This is a genomic window from Aurantimonas sp. 22II-16-19i (assembly GCF_002088275.1).
GTDB lineage: Bacteria > Pseudomonadota > Alphaproteobacteria > Rhizobiales > Rhizobiaceae > Jiella.
In genome coordinates this window covers 36,240-52,168 of sequence record NZ_AQQS01000016.1, presented here as the reverse complement: position 1 = coordinate 52,168, position 15,929 = coordinate 36,240, and the positions used below count along the sequence as shown (strand labels likewise).

Annotated in this window: 16 protein-coding genes; 5 read left to right on the top strand and 11 right to left on the bottom strand. The window is 68.7% G+C overall.

Translation table 11 applies throughout. From position 1 onward, the window contains the following. Window position 1: 1 nt before the first annotated feature. The 8 genes from ATO4_RS14035 to ATO4_RS14000 all read right to left on the bottom strand — a co-directional run bounded on the left by ATO4_RS14035 (window position 2) and on the right by ATO4_RS14000 (window position 7,956). Window positions 2–325, bottom strand: coding sequence for a YnfA family protein (locus tag ATO4_RS14035; protein ID WP_083592159.1), 324 nt, complete (start codon window positions 323–325; stop codon window positions 2–4). 155 nt (window positions 326–480) lie between these two features. Continuing rightward, window positions 481–1,365, bottom strand: a complete 885-nt coding sequence (bla, locus tag ATO4_RS14030) for a class A beta-lactamase (RefSeq protein WP_083592158.1) — start codon at window positions 1,363–1,365, stop codon at window positions 481–483. A gap of 251 nt (window positions 1,366–1,616) precedes the next feature. Beyond that, window positions 1,617–2,426 carry a metallophosphoesterase gene (locus ATO4_RS14025; protein WP_083592157.1) on the bottom strand — a complete coding sequence of 270 codons (810 nt, stop codon included), beginning with the start codon at window positions 2,424–2,426 and terminating at the stop codon, window positions 1,617–1,619. Continuing rightward, window positions 2,426–3,478: a diacylglycerol kinase family protein gene (locus ATO4_RS14020; protein WP_083592156.1), complete on the bottom strand. Its 1,053-nt coding sequence runs from the start codon at window positions 3,476–3,478 to the stop codon at window positions 2,426–2,428. The genes ATO4_RS14025 and ATO4_RS14020 overlap by 1 nt, the downstream gene beginning before the upstream one ends. A gap of 92 nt (window positions 3,479–3,570) precedes the next feature. After that, window positions 3,571–4,854 (bottom strand): PHB depolymerase family esterase, encoded by a 1,284-nt coding sequence (locus tag ATO4_RS14015; protein ID WP_083592155.1) that lies wholly within the window; start codon window positions 4,852–4,854, stop codon window positions 3,571–3,573. Window positions 4,855–4,951: 97 nt separating this feature from the next. Beyond that, window positions 4,952–5,365, bottom strand: coding sequence for a CopG family transcriptional regulator (locus ATO4_RS14010; protein WP_083592154.1), 414 nt, complete (start codon window positions 5,363–5,365; stop codon window positions 4,952–4,954). Between the two features lie 166 nt (window positions 5,366–5,531). Continuing rightward, complete coding sequence (locus ATO4_RS14005) at window positions 5,532–6,731, bottom strand: GAF domain-containing sensor histidine kinase (RefSeq protein WP_083592153.1); 1,200 nt, start codon at window positions 6,729–6,731, stop codon at window positions 5,532–5,534. Between the two features lie 313 nt (window positions 6,732–7,044). Further along, a complete protein-coding gene (locus ATO4_RS14000; protein WP_245308749.1) occupies window positions 7,045–7,956 on the bottom strand; it encodes an adenosylcobinamide-GDP ribazoletransferase in 912 nt (303 codons plus the stop codon). Window positions 7,957–8,043: 87 nt separating this feature from the next. On the opposite strand from ATO4_RS14000, the gene cobT reads away from it, so the two are divergent. The 3 genes from cobT to ATO4_RS13985 all read left to right on the top strand — a co-directional run bounded on the left by cobT (window position 8,044) and on the right by ATO4_RS13985 (window position 10,708). Then, window positions 8,044–9,060: a nicotinate-nucleotide--dimethylbenzimidazole phosphoribosyltransferase gene (gene cobT / locus ATO4_RS13995; protein WP_083592152.1), complete on the top strand. Its 1,017-nt coding sequence runs from the start codon at window positions 8,044–8,046 to the stop codon at window positions 9,058–9,060. Between the two features lie 106 nt (window positions 9,061–9,166). After that, window positions 9,167–10,069: a 2-dehydropantoate 2-reductase gene (locus ATO4_RS13990; protein ID WP_083592151.1), complete on the top strand. Its 903-nt coding sequence runs from the start codon at window positions 9,167–9,169 to the stop codon at window positions 10,067–10,069. A 216-nt stretch (window positions 10,070–10,285) separates the two neighbouring features. Beyond that, entirely contained in the window at window positions 10,286–10,708 is a 423-nt protein-coding gene (locus ATO4_RS13985) for a PRC-barrel domain-containing protein (RefSeq protein ID WP_176222990.1), read from the top strand. A gap of 63 nt (window positions 10,709–10,771) precedes the next feature. Here the strand turns inward: ATO4_RS13985 and ATO4_RS13980 are convergent, their stop codons facing one another. Beyond that, window positions 10,772–11,653, bottom strand: a complete 882-nt coding sequence (locus ATO4_RS13980; protein WP_083592149.1) for a LysR family transcriptional regulator — start codon at window positions 11,651–11,653, stop codon at window positions 10,772–10,774. A 144-nt stretch (window positions 11,654–11,797) separates the two neighbouring features. On the opposite strand from ATO4_RS13980, the gene ATO4_RS13975 reads away from it, so the two are divergent. Together ATO4_RS13975 and ATO4_RS13970 are read left to right on the top strand one after the other, a co-directional pair. Continuing rightward, window positions 11,798–13,297 (top strand): CoA-acylating methylmalonate-semialdehyde dehydrogenase, encoded by a 1,500-nt coding sequence (locus ATO4_RS13975; RefSeq protein WP_083592148.1) that lies wholly within the window; start codon window positions 11,798–11,800, stop codon window positions 13,295–13,297. 398 nt (window positions 13,298–13,695) lie between these two features. Then, window positions 13,696–14,148, top strand: a complete 453-nt coding sequence (locus ATO4_RS13970) for a hypothetical protein (protein ID WP_139802447.1) — start codon at window positions 13,696–13,698, stop codon at window positions 14,146–14,148. 142 nt (window positions 14,149–14,290) lie between these two features. Here the strand turns inward: ATO4_RS13970 and ATO4_RS28700 are convergent, their stop codons facing one another. Both ATO4_RS28700 and ATO4_RS13965 read right to left on the bottom strand, forming a co-directional pair. Further along, window positions 14,291–14,413 carry a hypothetical protein gene (locus ATO4_RS28700; RefSeq protein WP_280940498.1) on the bottom strand — a complete coding sequence of 41 codons (123 nt, stop codon included), beginning with the start codon at window positions 14,411–14,413 and terminating at the stop codon, window positions 14,291–14,293. 15 nt (window positions 14,414–14,428) lie between these two features. Then, a complete protein-coding gene (locus tag ATO4_RS13965; protein ID WP_083592146.1) occupies window positions 14,429–15,820 on the bottom strand; it encodes an OFA family MFS transporter in 1,392 nt (463 codons plus the stop codon). Window positions 15,821–15,929 lie beyond the last annotated feature (109 nt).

Sequence of the window (15,929 nt, the reverse complement as noted above, 5' to 3'; positions counted from 1 at the left end):
TTCAGCCGGTTCGCGGGCCCCACAGGATGACGGCGGCACCGACGAGGCAGATCGCGCCACCGGCAACGTCCCAGCGATCGGGACGGGCGCCTTCGACGAGCCAAAGCCAGGCGAGCGAGGCGACGATGTAGACGCCGCCATAGGCGGCGAAGGCGCGCCCGGCCTGTTCGGCCTCGACGAGCGTCAGCAGATAGGCGAACAGGCACAGCGAGGCGATCGCCGGCGCCAGCCAGAGCACCGACCTGCCGAGCCGCAGCCAGGCCCAGAAGCCGAAGCATCCGGCGATTTCGGCGAGCGCGGCTGCGATATAGACGAAAGCGGTCATCGCGCTCGTCTGGCACTCGTCGGGGCGGGGCGCAATGGCTCGAGGCGGCGTTCGCTCGGCAGTCGCAGCCGCCCGTGATCCTTGCGTCGGCGTCCGCGGCTTGATCCGCCAGGGGGAAGACGACGCATGAGACGAGAGCGAACGGCCGCCGGGCCTCAGCGCGGCAGCGACCGGGCGATGGCCGTGCCGATCTCCGCGATTGCGGCGCTGCGCGCCTCCATGGAAGCCTCCGTCCCGGTCAGATAGATCGCGGCGACGACCGGTTTGCGCTCGGGCGGCCAGGCGATGGCGACGATGGAGCGCGAGCCGTGCCCGCCCGCCCCGGTCCTGTCGGCGATCGTCCAGTCCTTCGGCAGGCCGGCCCGCAGCAGCGGATCGCCGACCTTGTTGCCGAGGAGCCAGGCCTCCAGCTGCCGGCGCGAGCGGGGCGAGAGCGCATCTCCGAGGACCAGCTCCCGCAGACTCGTCGCGGCAGCTTCCGGGGTCGTCGTGTCGCGCAGATCGCCGGGCGCCGCCTCGTTGAGCGTCGGCTCGGTCCTGTCGAGGCGCGTCTCGGCATCGCCGATCTGGCGCATGAAGCGGGTCACGCCGTCCGGGCCGCCGAGACTCTCGATCACCAGATTGCCGGCCGTGTTGTCGCTCGTCGTCATGGCGGCGTCGCAGATCTCGCCGAGCGTCATGCCGGTCTCGACGCGTTGCTCGGTGACGGGCGAGTAGGTGACGAGGTCGTCGGCGGTGAAGGTGATGTGCTGGTCGAGCGCGGCCTTGCCGGCATCCACCTCGGCGAGGACCGCGGCACAGGCGAAGGCCTTGAACGTGCTGTTCAGGGGAAACCGTTCCTGCGCCCGGTGCGACCAGGTCTGACCGGACTGGGTGTCGACGATCATCGCTCCGACCCGGGCGCCGAGGCGCTTCTCGACAGCGGCGATCGTCTCGGTGATCGCGCCGTCCTCGGCATGCGACGGTCCTGCGGCCAGCGGCGCTGCGGCGAGCATCACGGCGGCGAGAAGCACACCGCGACGCGTCGGGGAAGACATCATGAAACGGATCCTGTGAGATGAGGAGGGTCGCCGGACCTTTGTCCGCCCATGGCACCCGGATCAATCTCGCACGACCCGGATCCACGCGTTTTTCCCAACAGAATTAACGCTTTGTCAACGACGTCCCGGCTCCGCGCCGTCGCTCGCCGTGGGCCGGCGGTGACGCCGCGCGGGACCTCGGGCCGGCCTTCGGACGGCAGCGCGTGCCGGTTCCCCCGCATCGAGATCGGCGGAAGAGCCGCTCTGCCGCGTCAGCCCTGGGCGCTCCATGCGCCATCCCGCCATTCCCGAACCTTCACCTCGATGGCCCCGTTCTCGATGGTGATCGCGTTGTAGGCGTTCGGCTCGCCGCGCAGCCGCGTCGAGATCGCGCTGGCGGCCTGGGCGACGATCACCGGCGCCTTCTCCGCCTGCCGCTCGCCCGACGTCGTCGGCTGGCCCTCGCGCACCTCTCCCGGCAGGGCGTGCTTGCGCTGGTAGGTCAGGTGGAAATGGCCGGAGAGGACGAGCCTGACGCCGAGGTCGGCGAAGGTCTGGAGCGCCAGATCGGCCCGCTTGACGGTCTTCATCTCGAACGGGGTCTCCGGCAGCATCAGCGGATGATGCGCGACGACGACGCGGATGGCGGCGGGATCGCATCTCGAAAAGCGCCCCTCCAGCCCGCCGAGCTGGCCTCGGCTGAGCGAGCCATGGGCCCAGTTGAGGCCGAGGCGCATGCGGCGCGACGTCTTCAGGCCGGCAATGGCGACGCCGCCCAGCTCGACGAAGGGCTCCAGTTCGTCGTTGATGTGGCGGCGATAGAGCCCGTAGGGATCGGCGAGCCGGCGCAGGATGTTGCGCGCCGGAACGTCGTGGTTGCCAGGAATGCAGAAGGTCGGCAGGGCGAGCGCCTGCAGGAACGCCTCGGCCTGGCGGAACTCGGCGCTCGTGCCGTCCTGGGTGAAGTCGCCGCTGACGACGACGAGGTCCGGCGCGACGGACTTGAGGTCGGCGACGAGGGCTTCGGCGGCCTCCGCATCGTGGCGGCCGAAATGCAGGTCGGACAGATGGGCGAGGCGCATCAGGCCGCCGCCTCGATCGTCGGGCTCGCTTGCCCGGCCGCGACCGGGGCGAGGACCCGCAAGGCGCCGGGATGGATCTCGAAGCGCAGGGGGGAGGCGAGCTTCATCACCTCCCCGTCGATCATCACCCGCACGCGCTTCTGCCTCGCCCCGACGTCGACGCTCCCGGCGGGGCGTTCGCTCAGCGCCTCGTCCTGGCGCCAGCGGCCGATCAACATGCCGGTCGAGAGCCGCAGGACGTCCGCGAGGGTCAGATGCTTCAGCGCATAGACCGTCAGATGCCCGCGATCGAGCCGGGCCCGCGAGAAGAACCGGCCGAGGCCTTCGTCATAGGCGTTGCTGGCGATGGCGAGCGCCCGCACCTTGATCTCCTCCTGCGGCCCGTCGTCGAGCCGAAGCGAGAGGCGGTGGTGGGGCGGCTTGGCCAGCCGGCTGAGGAAATAGCGCAGGAAGTGCGCCATCGACGCCAGATCGCTCTTGCTGCGCAACTCTTCCCGCTTGGCGGCGACGGCCGGGGCGAAGCCGATCACCACCTTGTGCAGGAAGACCCGCCCGTTCACGCGGCCGACGTCGATCCGTCGCGGCTGCATGTCGGCGAAAGCGGCGATGGCCTCCTGAAGATCGAGCGGGATCTGGAGATCGCGGGCGAGGAGGTTGGCGGTGCCGAGGGGCAGCACCGCCAGGATCTTGCCGCCGTCAGGCCCCGGTCCGGCGCCGGGGCCGGCTCCGGCATTCGCGCCGGCATCTCCTCCGGCATCGACGATGGCGGTTGCGAGCGCCGTGGCGGTGCCGTCGCCGCCCGCCGAGACGATGATGTCGGCGTCGCTCGCCATGGCGCGGCGAATGCGCTCCTCGAAGGGACGCGAGCGGTCGGCGTCGATGGTCACCGAAGTTGCACCGATGCGCCCGAGACCGCTCTCGATGGCGACAAGGATCGCCTTGCCGCCGTCCTCGGCACTGCCGGCCTTGGCGTTGAGGACGACGTGACAGCGGCGGCCGGCGAGGCCGAACGCCGCGTTGTCGGTCTCGCGGGGAAGGTGGGTCGTCTCCAAGCGGATCCTCGCGAGCCATGACGGTGCCAGACACAACGCGGCTAGACGTCGGGCGTTGCAGGACGATGACGACCCGCCGGCATGGGCCCTGGTCAGAGATCCCGGTCGAGGAAGAAACGCAGCATCTCGCGGCTGGCGTCGGGCCCGCCGGGTAGCGTGTAGCTGCCGTCGGCGCTGCCGCCGGACCAAGCGTGACCGGCACCATGGATGCGCCAGCTCTCCAGCCGCTCGCGCCCGTCCGCCTCCCTGTGGACGGTGCGGGTGTATCCGACGCCGCCAGTCGAGACGCCTTGCTCCGTCACGGCTCGCGCCGACGCGCCGGCACGGGCCTGTTCGAGGACGTGGTCGCCATTGACCGGAGCGACGGTGGTGTCGCGGTCGCCGTGGAAGACGATGGTCGGCACGACACGTTCGCCGGCCGTGACGGGCGCACCGCCGCGCATCGCGGCAAAGGCCGAGCCCATGTCGCGGGCGGCGCCGCAGGCAAGGCCCGAATGGACGCCGACGGCGGCGTAGAGCTCGGGGTAGCGCTGGCCCATGATCGTCGCCGCCGCGCCGCCGGCCGAAAGCCCGGCAACGAAGACCCGCGCCGGATCGGCGCCATGTGCGGCGACGATCTCCCGGGTGATCCCGGCGATCAGCGCCGGCTCGCCGGAATCGCGCCGCTGGTCGCCGGCCTCGAACCAGTTCCAGCATTTCTGCGCATTGGCGCGCTTGCTCTGTTCCGGATAGGCGACGAGGAAGCCGAACTCTTCGGCAAGCGCGTTCATCCGTGTTCCGGCGGCAAAATCGTCCGGCGACTGGGTGCAGCCATGCAGCATGACGACGAGCGGCGCCGGCCGGCCGTCATGGCGTGCGGGAACGTAGAGTTTGTAGCGGCGGCTGCCCGAAGGGCCGGCATGTTCGTGGGTGTCGAAGCGCGCGCCATCCGGCACGGTGACGGCGCGTGCCGTCCCGCCCAGCCCGGAAAGTCCTGCGAGGTCGGGAAGGATGCTGCCGTCGACGAAGCGGGTCCACGGGTTCGGCGCGGAGGCTGCGCCCGGCACCGGACCGGCATGCCGCGCATTTGCCGGGCGGGCCTCGGCGGGGGCTGTCGCATCATCGCGCGCCTCACCGGGTTCCGCGCCGAGGGTCCAGGTGCCGCCGGCTTTCGAGCCTGGCTTTGCAAGGTCGAGAAGGGTGGTCTTGTGGCGCGCCGGCGTGGCGGCATCCGTGGCGGCAGCTTGCGCCTTTGCGTCCGAGCTGGCCGACTCGCTTCCTCCAGCCATGCCGCTCCCCATGAGGCCGCCGCCGAGAAGCCGCATCGCTTCCTTGAGCTTGCCCTTGCGGGTGAGGCGGGTGACCTCCTGCATGTCGACGTTGGGAAAGGCGTTCATGATGGGGTTCCAGTCGTGGGGAAGAGGAGCGACGGCGCGGCGATGGCTCGCTCGCGCCCGCAGAAGGGGGAGAGAAAGAGGTAGACGAGGGCCGCGCTCACCGGATGCGGTCCTTCAGTGCGGCCTTGACGGCCGCGGGAGCCTGGAGCGCGCCGAGCACTTCGAGCGATGCGATCGTCTCGAGGGCGAGCTCGGGAGAGACGTCGTCGGCGATGACCGCGAGGCCGAGCACCTGGATCGCGAGCCTCTGGCCGGCCGCTCTCGCAGCCTCGAGGTCGGCCCGGGCGTAGCGCCGGACGCCGAGCTCGATGTCGCGGCGCTCGACGGTCTTGCGCATCGCCTCCTCATGCCGCGACAGCTGATTGCGGATGGCGGTGCGGATGAAGTCGGTCCGGTTGGCATAGAAGCCCTCCTGCACCAGGAGATCGATCTGGCCGAGATCGACATGGCCGAGGTTGATGGTGATCTTCTCGCTGTCGGCAACCTTCGGGCGTATATCCTGCAGCTTCAAAAAACCATCTCCTTACCATCCGTGTGGATGGTAGATGGAGGATGGGTTGCGGCGATGCAAGATGGGGCACTCGAATTCGGGCATGGTTGATGACGGCGCGGCGGCTCCTCGTGCCGCCTCGTTCCTGTTCCGCAACGCCTGGGGAGAGGTGTGGATCCGGGCGGCGCTAGGACGCCGGCTTCGAGGGGGCGCCATCTAGCGGCATCTCGAAGGTGATGCGCGTCTCCTGCTCGTCCGAGACGACCGACATCGTCCCGCCATGCGCCTTGGCGATCTCGCTGGTGATGAACAGGCCGAGGCCGAGCCCCTGCTGGCTGGCCCGGACCTCGCCGCGCAGGAACGGATGGAAGAGGTGCTTCATCGTCTCCTCGCCGATCGGATTGCCGGCATTGGCGACGCTGAGGACGAAGCGGTCGTGCTCTGTCGCCGCCCGCATCTCGATCGGCTGATCGGAGGAGCCATGGGTCAGCGCATTGCCGAGGAGGTTCGACAGAAGCTGTCCGAGGCGGGCGCGGTCGCAGAGGACCGGCCGGTGGATGGCGATCGTCGCCTTGATGGCGCGGTCCGGGTGGGCGATCCGCATCTCGTCGACGACCTGCATCAGGCTCGTGGCCAGCCCGCCGTCTTCCGAGCGGTCGAGCGTCAGCCCGTCCCCGAGCCGGCCGCGGGCGAAATCGAGGACATTGTCGATGAGCCCGCGCATGCGCAGCACGCTCCCCCGGACCAGCGTGACCACCTGATGGGATCGCTCGTCGAGCGGTTGGCGAAGCAACAGCTTCATGCCGGAATCGATCGAGGCGACCGGGTTGCGCAGGTCGTGGCCGAGAACGGCGATGAACTGCTCGCGCAATTCCGCCATCCGCCTCTCGCCGAGAAGGTTGGCCTCGGCTTCGGCGAGCTTCTGGTCGGCGTCGAGGTGGGATGCCACGAGTTCGGCGAACAGCTTGAGCATGCCCATCGTCTCGAGATTGTCGAGGCGGGCAGGACGCGGATCGATCGCACAGAGCGTTCCGAAGAAATCGCCGTTGGCCCGGATGATCGGGATCGAGATGTAGCTCTCGATCCCGTACATCGCCGCGGTCGGGTGGCTGCAATAGGTCGCGTCCTCGCTGACGTGACCGATCACCAGGGCTTGCAGGCTGCTGCGGATCTCATTGCAGATCGTGGTCTCGACCTTCAGCTCGTCGCCGGGCTTCAGGCCGAAGCCGATATGGTCCAGCGCCTGGCACGTGACCCAGTGGGCGTCGGTTACCCGTGCGACGGCGGCAAATCCCATGCCGGTGGTGCGGCAGACGACATCGAGGATCTTCGGCACCGCCGCGATCCGTCCGACGGCTTCGATGTCCTGCCGAAATCGATCGTCCACGCGTGGCGCCTTTCTGGACCCTGTCCACCTGACATAACGGTTGGTTGGGGCGAAGTCATCGTGTCGCGCGGCGCCGGTTGCGGGGAGGCGGGCCGGGCGCGGGGGAGCGAACTAGCGGCCCCGATTGCAGGGCAGGCATGACAGTCGGCGCCGGTCGCCGTCAAGCGGGGCCGCTTCTATGGTCGACAGACGGGCGGCGAGTTCGGCTTGAGCCCGCCGGCCCGGCGGCCTGCCCGCAACAGCAAAGGCCGACACGCCGTGATCGACTTGCTCGGCTTTGGGATGATCGGGGAGATGCAGGCTCGGCAGCCGGTCATGCCCCCATCGCCAGCCCGATCAGGACCGCGATCTCGCAGAGCTGCTGGGCGGCGCCGAGGCAGTCGCCGGTCTGGCCGCCGATGCGCCGGATGACGAAGCTGCGGAAGAGGAGGAGCGCAAGGGCTGGCAGGGCGATCGCCGCGGCGACGGACGGGAGGCTGGCGAAGGGCAGGGCAAGACCGACGGCCATGGCCGCGCCGATGGCGAGCGAGGCCATAGCCTTGTCCCGCGCGGGCTGGCCGGCGCGGGCGGCGAGACCGGTGCCGGTGGCCGGCGGCGTCCGGCCCCAGAAGGCCGCCATCGCGCCGCGGCTGGCGGCCGACGCCGCGAGGAGGGCCAGGGCAGCGGCAAGGGGGCGCGCGGCGCAAAGCTCGGCAAGCAGTGCGGCGCGAAGCCCGAGCGAGAGGACCAGCGCGATGGCACCGTAGCTGCCGACCCGGCTGTCATGCATGATGTCCAGCGCCCGCTCGCGCCGATGGTGGCCGCCGAGGCCATCGGCGACGTCGGCGAGCCCGTCCTCGTGCAGCGCCCCGGTCATCGCGACCAGGGCTGCGAGGGCGAGGATGCCGCAGGCCAGCGGCGAGAGGCCGAGGGCGGGCAGGACGAGGAGGAGCAACGCCGCCGGCGCCGCGGCGATCAGACCGACCAGCGGAAACGCATGGGCGTCGTCGCCGAGGCGATAGGGGGCCGGCTCGTCGGGAAGAGGCTTCTCCTCCCCAAGGGCGGTGGCGGCCGGTGCGACGGCATTTCCGGCATCGGTGAGCGGATTGCCGACGGCCGGTTTTTCGGGGGATTGGACGGACGCCATGCGCCCATGGCCCTCGAAGTGCCGGCAGGAGATGCTAAGGCGGGTGAGAAAGGCCGCGGCCCGGAAGGTCGCGCCGGTCAGCGCCGTGATCGTCTGCAAGCCGTCCCCCATACATCTGGCGTCGCATTTTCGCCGTGCGGGTGGCGATACCGCAGCCGGCACAGGCTGAACACCAAGGAGCCCACGATGTCCACCACCGGTCTTCCCTTCGACGACATCCGCGATCTCGTCCGCACCATGCCGGGGCCGGACGGTGCCGCCGTCCATGCCGCGCGCCACCGCGAGGAGGACCTGACCAAGCCCGCCGGCTCGCTCGGCCGGCTGGAGGAACTCGCCCAGTGGCTGGCTGCCTGGCAGGGGGGCGTGCCCCATGTCGAGCGGCCGCTGGTCGCGGTCTTCGCCGGCAATCACGGCGTCACCGCGAAGGGCGTCTCGGCCTATCCGCCCGAGGTGACGGCGCAGATGGTGGCGAATTTCGCCGCCGGGGGCGCGGCCATCAACCAGATCTGCGCCGCCTACGATCTCGGCCTCAAGGTCTACGATCTCGCGCTGGAGATCCCGACCGACGACTTCACCGAGGCCGCCGCGATGGACGAGAAGACCTGCGCTGCGACCATGGCCTTCGGCATGGAGGTGCTGATGGACAAGCCCGACCTTCTGTGCATCGGCGAGATGGGCATCGGCAACACCACCGTCGCCGCGGCGGTCTACGCCGCCCTCTTCGGCGGAAGCGGCGCCGACTGGGCCGGCGCCGGCACCGGGCTTTCCGGCGAGGACATGGCCCGCAAGGTGGCGGTGATCGACCAGGGGCTCGCCTTCCACAAGGGACACCTGTCGGATCCGCTGGAAGTGCTGCGGCGGCTCGGCGGCCGCGAGATCGCGGCGATGGCCGGGGCGATCCTCGGCGCGCGGCACCAGAACGTGCCGGTGATCGTCGACGGCTTCGTCGCCACCTCGGCCGCCGCCGTCCTCCACAAGATGGATCCCCGCGCGCTCGACCACTGCCTGTTCGGCCATGTCTCGGCCGAGCGCGGCCACATGCAGGCGCTGGAGACGTTGGGCAAGGTGCCGCTGCTGGCGCTGGGCATGCGCCTCGGCGAGGGCACCGGCGCGGCGCTCGCCGCCGGCATCGTCAAGGCGGCCGCCCGCTGCCACCGCGACATGGCGACCTTTTCCCAGGCCGCGGTCACCAATCGGCACTGACCGCCGGTCGCTTCGGCGGCGTTTTCGGGTGGCTCACCGCGCCGCCATCGGCGATGACATGGCAATGCGTGACCCATAAGCTCGCCAAACGAAGGAGCACGGTGCGATGATGAAGGCAGCGGTGATCGGAGCCGGCGCGATCGGCGGCTATTTCGCGGCGATGCTGGCGGATGCCGGCCATGACGTGACGCTGTGCGTGCGAACGCCCTTCGAGACGCTGACACTCGACGATGGCGACGAAACGCGAGAGGTCGGCGCCGCCATCGTCGCTGAACCCCGCGACTTGCCGGCACATGCCCGGCCGGCCGATCTCGTCGTCGTCGCCACCAAGGCGCAGGATACGGCCAGCGCCCGGCCGTGGCTCGAGGTTCTGGTCGGCCCGCAGACCCTGGTGCTCGTTGCCCAGAACGGCGTCGACCACGCCGAGCGGCTTGCCGGCTTCGCACTGGCCGGCACGATCATTCCCTCGATCGTCTATGTCGCGGCCGAGAGAGTCGGCCCGGGCCGGATCGTGCATCACTACAGCAGCCGGCTGATCGTTCCCGATGATGCGGCCGGACGGCAGGTGGCGCGGTTCTTCGAGGATTCGGCTCTCGCCGTCGAGATCGAGCCCGAGTTTCTGACCGCCGCCTGGCGCAAGCTGCTCGCCAACGTCGTCGCCAATCCCGTCACCGCGCTGACCCTGCGCCGCATGGACGTGTTCAGGGACGAGGCGGTGCAGGAACTCGGACGGGGCCTGCTCGCCGAGGCGATCGCCGCCGGCCGGGCATCGGGGGCGAAGCTCGGCGACGACGAGGCAGGTCTCATCCTGAAGATCTCCGCCGGCGCCAATCCCGGCAGCGGCTCGTCCATGCTCTACGACCGTCTGTCCGGCCGGCCGCTGGAGCACGAGTATCTGACCGGTGCGGTGGTTCGCGCCGGCGAACGGCACGGGGTGCCGACGCCCTTGAACAGGGCGATCCTGGCGCTGCTCGGCGCGGTGGATCCGTCCCCCATCGAACGACCCTGACCGAAACCTCCGCATGACCGCGTCAGGCGCCTGCATCGTCGGCGCGCGGTGAGGTCGCGAGGCGGCCCGAGACGACCTGCGCAGGCGCGTTTCCGGGGAACTTTAGCTTCCCCCGCCGGTTCCAGTTCCATCATGACAGACGACGCCTCGATCCCGCTCCGGCGGTGTCGACATCGGCTCGCCTGCCTTCCACTCCAGAAACCGATGGAGCCATTGTTGAAGCCTTTCCTTCCCGCCGTCCTTACCGCCTGCCTGTTCGCCGGCGCGGCTGTCGCGCAGCAGAGCCAGACCACCAGCCCCGACACGTCGAACCAGCAGGCCGCTCCCGCGGCGACCGCCGGCGTCCTGGCGGTGATCGACAGGGACGAGATCCCGGTTCCCCAGCTCAACCTGATGGTCGACCAGGTCGACGACATGGACGTCGTCGGACCGAACGACGAGAGGGTCGGCGAGGTCGAGGACGTTCTCGGCGACGCTCAGGGCAACGCCAAGGCGATCACGGTCGAGGTCGGCGGATTTCTCGGGATCGGCGAGAAGCGGGTGATTTTGATGCTCACCGACGTGTCCCTCGAGATGGGCCGCATCCGGACGCAGATGACGCGGGACCAGATCGAGAAGCTGCCGGCTTTCGGCGGCTGATCGGTCCAGCCGTCGATCGAACGGCAGGGCGGGGCCTTGCCGACTGTTCGGATCCACGGCGCTCTACAGGAACAGCATCCGCTCGGCCTCGACCGCCGAGCGGATGAACTCGACGACCGCCGTCACCCGCCGGATATCGCGGGCGCTCTCGTGATAGACCAGCCAGTAGCTTCGCGTGATCGCGTCGGCCGGCAGGAGTTCGACCAGGTGGGAGCGTCCCGCCGCGATGAAGCGGTGCAGGATGCCGATGCCGGCTCCCGCGGCGACCGCCTCGGTCTGGCCGATGGCGCTCGACACCTCGTAGCGTGACGGCCAGGCAGCGAGCCGGTCCGCATGATAGGCGAGCTGCGGCGAATACAGGAGATCCTCCACCGCCCCGACCAGCCGATGCTCAGGCAGCTCCGCAAGCGAGCCCGGCCTGCCGGCGGCTTCGATATAGGCGCGGCTCGCATAGAAGCCGAGGCGGTAGTCGCAGAGCTTTGCCGCGACGAGCCGCCCGGCGGCGGGCCGCTCGACGGTGATGGCGATGTCCGCCTCCCGCCGCGACAGGGAGAAGGTACGCGGCACGGGGACCAATTGCACCGTCAGCCCGGCATGTCGCTCGATGAGCCGCCACAGGCGCGGCGCCAGGAAGACGGTGCCGAAGCCATCCGGCGCGCCGATCCGCACCGTGCCGGACAGATCGACGTCGCTGCCGCCGACCTCGGCGCGGCCGGAGATCATCGCCGCCTCCATCGCCTCCGCATGGCTGCGGAACACCCGCCCCGCCTCCGTCAGCTCGCAGCCGCCCGGGGAGCGATCGAACAGCTTCGTGCCGATCGCCTCCTCGAGGGCCGTCAGGCGGCGCCCGACCGTCGCATGGTTGAGATCGAGCCGGCGCGCGGCGGCGAGGATCTGGCCAGCCCGGGCGACGGATAGAAAGATGCGGACGTCGTCCCAGTTCATGGCGATCAGACCCGGCAGATTCGCGAAGCACGATAAAATCCGCACAACGAATGGGCGTGCCGCGGGCTTTATGCCGGAACCATTGTGCGCGAAACTGACGACAGTCCACAACAGGGCCAGTCAATCAACAGGGGAGGTCCATCCATGTACGAGATCGGTCATTTCATCGGCGGCAAGCACGTCGCGGGCGCCAGCGGTCGCAGCGCCGAGATCTTCAATCCGGCGACCGGCGAGGTGCAGGGCACCGTCGCCCTCGCCAACGAAAGCGAGCTGCGGGCGGCGGTGGAGAATGCCAAGGCGGCGCAGCCGGCCTGGGGCGCCACCAACCCGCAGCGCCGCGCCCGCGTGATGATGAAGTTCGTCGAACTCCTCAACCGCGACATGGACAAGCTCGCCGAAGCCCTGTCGAAGGAACACGGCAAGACCTTTCCGGACGCCAAGGGCGACGTGCAGCGCGGCCTCGAGGTCGCCGAGTTCTGCATCGCGGCGCCGCAGATGATGAAGGGCGAGTTCTCCGAAGGCGCCGGCCCCGGCATCGACATCTATTCGATCCGCCAACCCTTGGGCGTCGTCGCCGGCATCACGCCGTTCAACTTTCCGGCGATGATCCCGATGTGGAAGTTCTGCCCGGCCATCGCCGCCGGCAACGCCTTCATCCTGAAGCCGTCCGAGCGCGACCCGTCGGTGCCGATGATGCTCGCCGAGCTCATGCTGGAAGCCGGCGCGCCGGCCGGCATCCTCAACGTCGTCAATGGCGACAAGGGCGCGGTCGACGCGATCCTCGACGATCCGGACATCCAGGCCATCGGCTTCGTCGGCTCGACGGCGATCGCCCAGTACATCTACGGCCGCGGCTGCTCGAACGGCAAGCGCGTCCAGTGCTTCGGCGGCGCCAAGAACCACATGATCATTATGCCGGACGCCGACATGGACAAGGCCGTCGACGCGCTGATCGGCGCCGGCTATGGCGCGGCGGGCGAGCGCTGCATGGCGGTCTCGGTCGCCGTCCCCGTCGGCGAGGAGACGGCGGAGCGGCTGATCGAGAAGCTCGTCCCCAAGGTCGAGGCGCTGAAGATCGGTCCGTGGACCGCCGGCAACGACGTGGACTTCGGCCCGCTGGTGACGCGCGAGGCGCAGAAGCGCGTCCTCGGCCTCGTCGATCGCGGCGTCGAGGAAGGCGCCAAGCTCGTCGTCGACGGCCGCCAGTTCAAGATGCAGGGCTACGAGGACGGCTTTTTCGTCGGCGCCTGCCTGTTCGACCACGTCACCAAGGACATGGACATCTACAAGACCGAGATCTTCGGTCCCGTCCTCTCGGTCGCCCGGGCTGCGGATTACGAGGCCGCCATCGACCTGCCGATGAGCCACGAATACGGCAACGGCGTCGCGATCTTCACCCGGGACGGCGACGCGGCGCGCGACTTCGCCAGCCGCATCAACATCGGCATGGTGGGCATCAACGTCCCGATCCCGGTGCCGCTCGCCTATTACACCTTCGGCGGCTGGAAGGCTTCCGGCTTCGGCGACCTCAACCAGCACGGCTCCGACGCCTTCCGCTTCTACACGCGGACCAAGACCGTCACCTCCCGCTGGCCGTCGGGCATCAAGGACGGCGCGGAGTTCTCCATCCCGACCATGAAGTAGGCCCGCGGCGTCGGCGACGGGCCTGCAGAATCGCCAGGCTGACGAGGGCGATAGGGCTCGAAAGGCGCTGGACCAGATCAAGTATAGCCAAGAATTCACAGAGGGGCGGCCGCAAGGCCGCCCTTTTTGCATGGCTGGCATGTGACGGCTCGCCGGGCCTTGACGCCGGATCGTCCCGCGCTCGCGCTCTCTCGCAATTAAGTCATTGATCGAAATGAAAAATTCGATCTCCGGTGCCGGGATCACGTCTGCTGTGCGACAGCCGACGAACGCTCTGCGCACGTCTCGATTGCGGCGAAGTGACATTCTCATGACAAGAATTCGTGACGTGTTGACATGCCGACAGACTGTTCATGATGCGCGCATTTCATCTGCCTGCGTCGTCCTTACATGGATGAATGACAGGCAGCGAGCCGACAGTGCTATTCGGCATGGCGGTTTATCTGCTGGTGCATTCTAAAAGGATAAATGAAATGCGTACCACCATCATTGCCACTTCGATCTTCGCGGCGACCATCGGCCTGAGCACGGCGGCGTCGGCGCAGGCGGTTCCGGGATCCGATTTCTCCCGCACCCAGGCCAACGAAGCATCGCGTGCGGCCGTTGCAGCCGGGGGCGTCTATGGCGGATCGACGAGCGATGCGACCGCCTATGGCTACAGCGCGAATCAGCGTGTGCCGGGCTCCGACTATGAGCGGACGCGGGCCAACGAGAGCGCTCGCGAGGCCGTTCGTGCGCACGACTATCGCGGCTCCGCCGGCTCGGTCGATGGCGCGTCCCGCACCCGTATTCCGGGCTCGGATTACGGCCGGACGATCCGCAACCAAGAGACCCGCGACGCCGTTCGCTGAGATCATGCGGCGACCGGGCGATCGAGGCCCGGCATAGCCGAAACAGCAAAGGGCGGCTCCGGTGATCGGAGCCGCCCTTTTTCATGCGTGGTCGAGCGGATCGAAGGCCGGTCCATGCGAGCGTCGGGCGCTCGCTGGAGGCTTACTGGAACAAGGCCAAGGCGTTGTTCAGCGTCATGACGATGCCCCAGGCGAGGGGGATGCCGACGAAGGCCCAGGCGAGGGCGAGCTTCAGGCCGTCGGAGTTGGAAGTCTCGTTTGCCATGGTGATGTCTCCCTCTCAGGTCCAACTCGGCGCCGGCTCGGCTTCCATGTGATGGCGCTCGTCCACCGGCTTCATCAGGAAGTTCAGGACGAAGCCGACAGCCAGGAGGCCGGCCATGATGTACATGGTGATGGTGTAGGCGTCGGCCCGGGCAACGCCCGCCGAGATCTGGTACTCGCGGATGTAGTTGACGAGCACCGGACCGGCGATGCCGGCCGCCGACCAGGCGGTCAGCAGCCGGCCGTGGATCGCGCCGACATACTGCGTGCCGAAGACGTCCTTGAGATAGGCCGGGATGGTGGCGAAGCCGCCGCCATACATCGACAGGATGACGGCGTAGAACAGCACGAACAGCACGATGGATCCCATCTGTCCGCTGGTCGGAACCAGGGCGTAGAGAATGACGCCGAGGACGAAGAAGATCATGTAGGTGTTCTTGCGGCCGATATAGTCCGACGTCGAGGCCCAGAAGAACCTCCCGCCCATGTTGAACAGCGAGAGCAGGCCGACGAAGCCGGCAGCCGCGGCCGCGTCGATCACGCCCGGGAACATCTCCTGGCTCATCAGCGAGGCCTGGCCGAGAACGCCGATGCCCGCGGTGACACTGAGGAACAGAACGCCCCAGAGCAGCCAGAACTGCCGCGTCCTCAACGCCTCGTCGACATGGACGTTGGCGGTGGTGATCAGGCCCCTGGACTGCTTCGGCGGAGTGTAGCCCTCGGGCACCCAGCCTTCGGGCGGTACCCTGACGATCGTCGCGCCGACCATCATGTAGACGAAATAGACGATGCCGAGGACGACGAAGGCGAAGGCGACGCCGCCGATACCCATCAGCCAGACCGACAGCGGCGAGGCGATGAAGGCGCCGCCGCCGAAGCCCATGATCGCCATGCCCGTCGCCATGCCCGGCTTGTCGGGGAACCAGCTCATCAGCGTCTTGACCGGCGAGATGTAGCCGAGGCCGAGGCCGCAGCCGCCGAGAACGCCGTAGCCGAGATAGACCAGCCAGAGCTGGTGCCAGGCAACGCCGAGCGAGGCGACGAGGAAGCCGCCGCCGAACAGGGCCGCAGCCGCCGCCATGGTCTTGCGCGGACCGACCTTCTCCACCCAGGTGCCGCCGAAGGCGGCGGCAAGGCCGAGGAACAGGATGGCGATCGAGAAGATCCAGCCGAGCGAGGCGATCGACCAGTCGTCGGCGCCCGGGACCACCGCGCCGTCCGGTCCGACAGTTCCGTTCAGCAGGCTGAGCGGCTTGTTGAATACCGAGAAGGCGTAGACCTCGCCGATGCAGAGATGGACGCAGAGCGCCGCGGGTGGAACGAGCCAGCGGTTGAAGCCGGCATCCGCCACCGTCCGTTCCCGGGCAAGCCACCCGCCTCGAGATGCCGTCAGGGCGTTCGACGCCATATGCCGTTCCTCCCGGTCCGAGTACCGAATCGGGGCGAACTTAGGCGGATTTGATCAGATAACAACATGATCAGGCTTAGTTCGAAAGTCGCATGCTGGCCGCCCACGA

Excerpts from the sequence above, each read along its gene's own strand:
- ATO4_RS14025 (WP_083592157.1), bottom strand. The coding sequence starts at position 2,426 with ATGCGCCTCGCCCATCTGTCCGACCTGCATTTCGGCCGCCACGATGCG.
- ATO4_RS13990 (WP_083592151.1), top strand. The coding sequence starts at position 9,167 with ATGATGAAGGCAGCGGTGATCGGAGCCGGCGCGATCGGCGGCTATTTC.
- cobT (WP_083592152.1), top strand. The coding sequence starts at position 8,044 with ATGTCCACCACCGGTCTTCCCTTCGACGACATCCGCGATCTCGTCCGC.
- ATO4_RS13970 (WP_139802447.1), top strand. The coding sequence starts at position 13,696 with ATGACAGGCAGCGAGCCGACAGTGCTATTCGGCATGGCGGTTTATCTG.
- ATO4_RS14035 (WP_083592159.1), bottom strand. The coding sequence starts at position 325 with ATGACCGCTTTCGTCTATATCGCAGCCGCGCTCGCCGAAATCGCCGGA.
- ATO4_RS13965 (WP_083592146.1), bottom strand. The coding sequence starts at position 15,820 with ATGGCGTCGAACGCCCTGACGGCATCTCGAGGCGGGTGGCTTGCCCGG.
- bla (WP_083592158.1), bottom strand. The coding sequence starts at position 1,365 with ATGATGTCTTCCCCGACGCGTCGCGGTGTGCTTCTCGCCGCCGTGATG.
- ATO4_RS13980 (WP_083592149.1), bottom strand. The coding sequence starts at position 11,653 with ATGAACTGGGACGACGTCCGCATCTTTCTATCCGTCGCCCGGGCTGGC.
- ATO4_RS14015 (WP_083592155.1), bottom strand. The coding sequence starts at position 4,854 with ATGAACGCCTTTCCCAACGTCGACATGCAGGAGGTCACCCGCCTCACC.
- ATO4_RS13975 (WP_083592148.1), top strand. The coding sequence starts at position 11,798 with ATGTACGAGATCGGTCATTTCATCGGCGGCAAGCACGTCGCGGGCGCC.
- ATO4_RS28700 (WP_280940498.1), bottom strand. The coding sequence starts at position 14,413 with ATGGCAAACGAGACTTCCAACTCCGACGGCCTGAAGCTCGCCCTCGCC.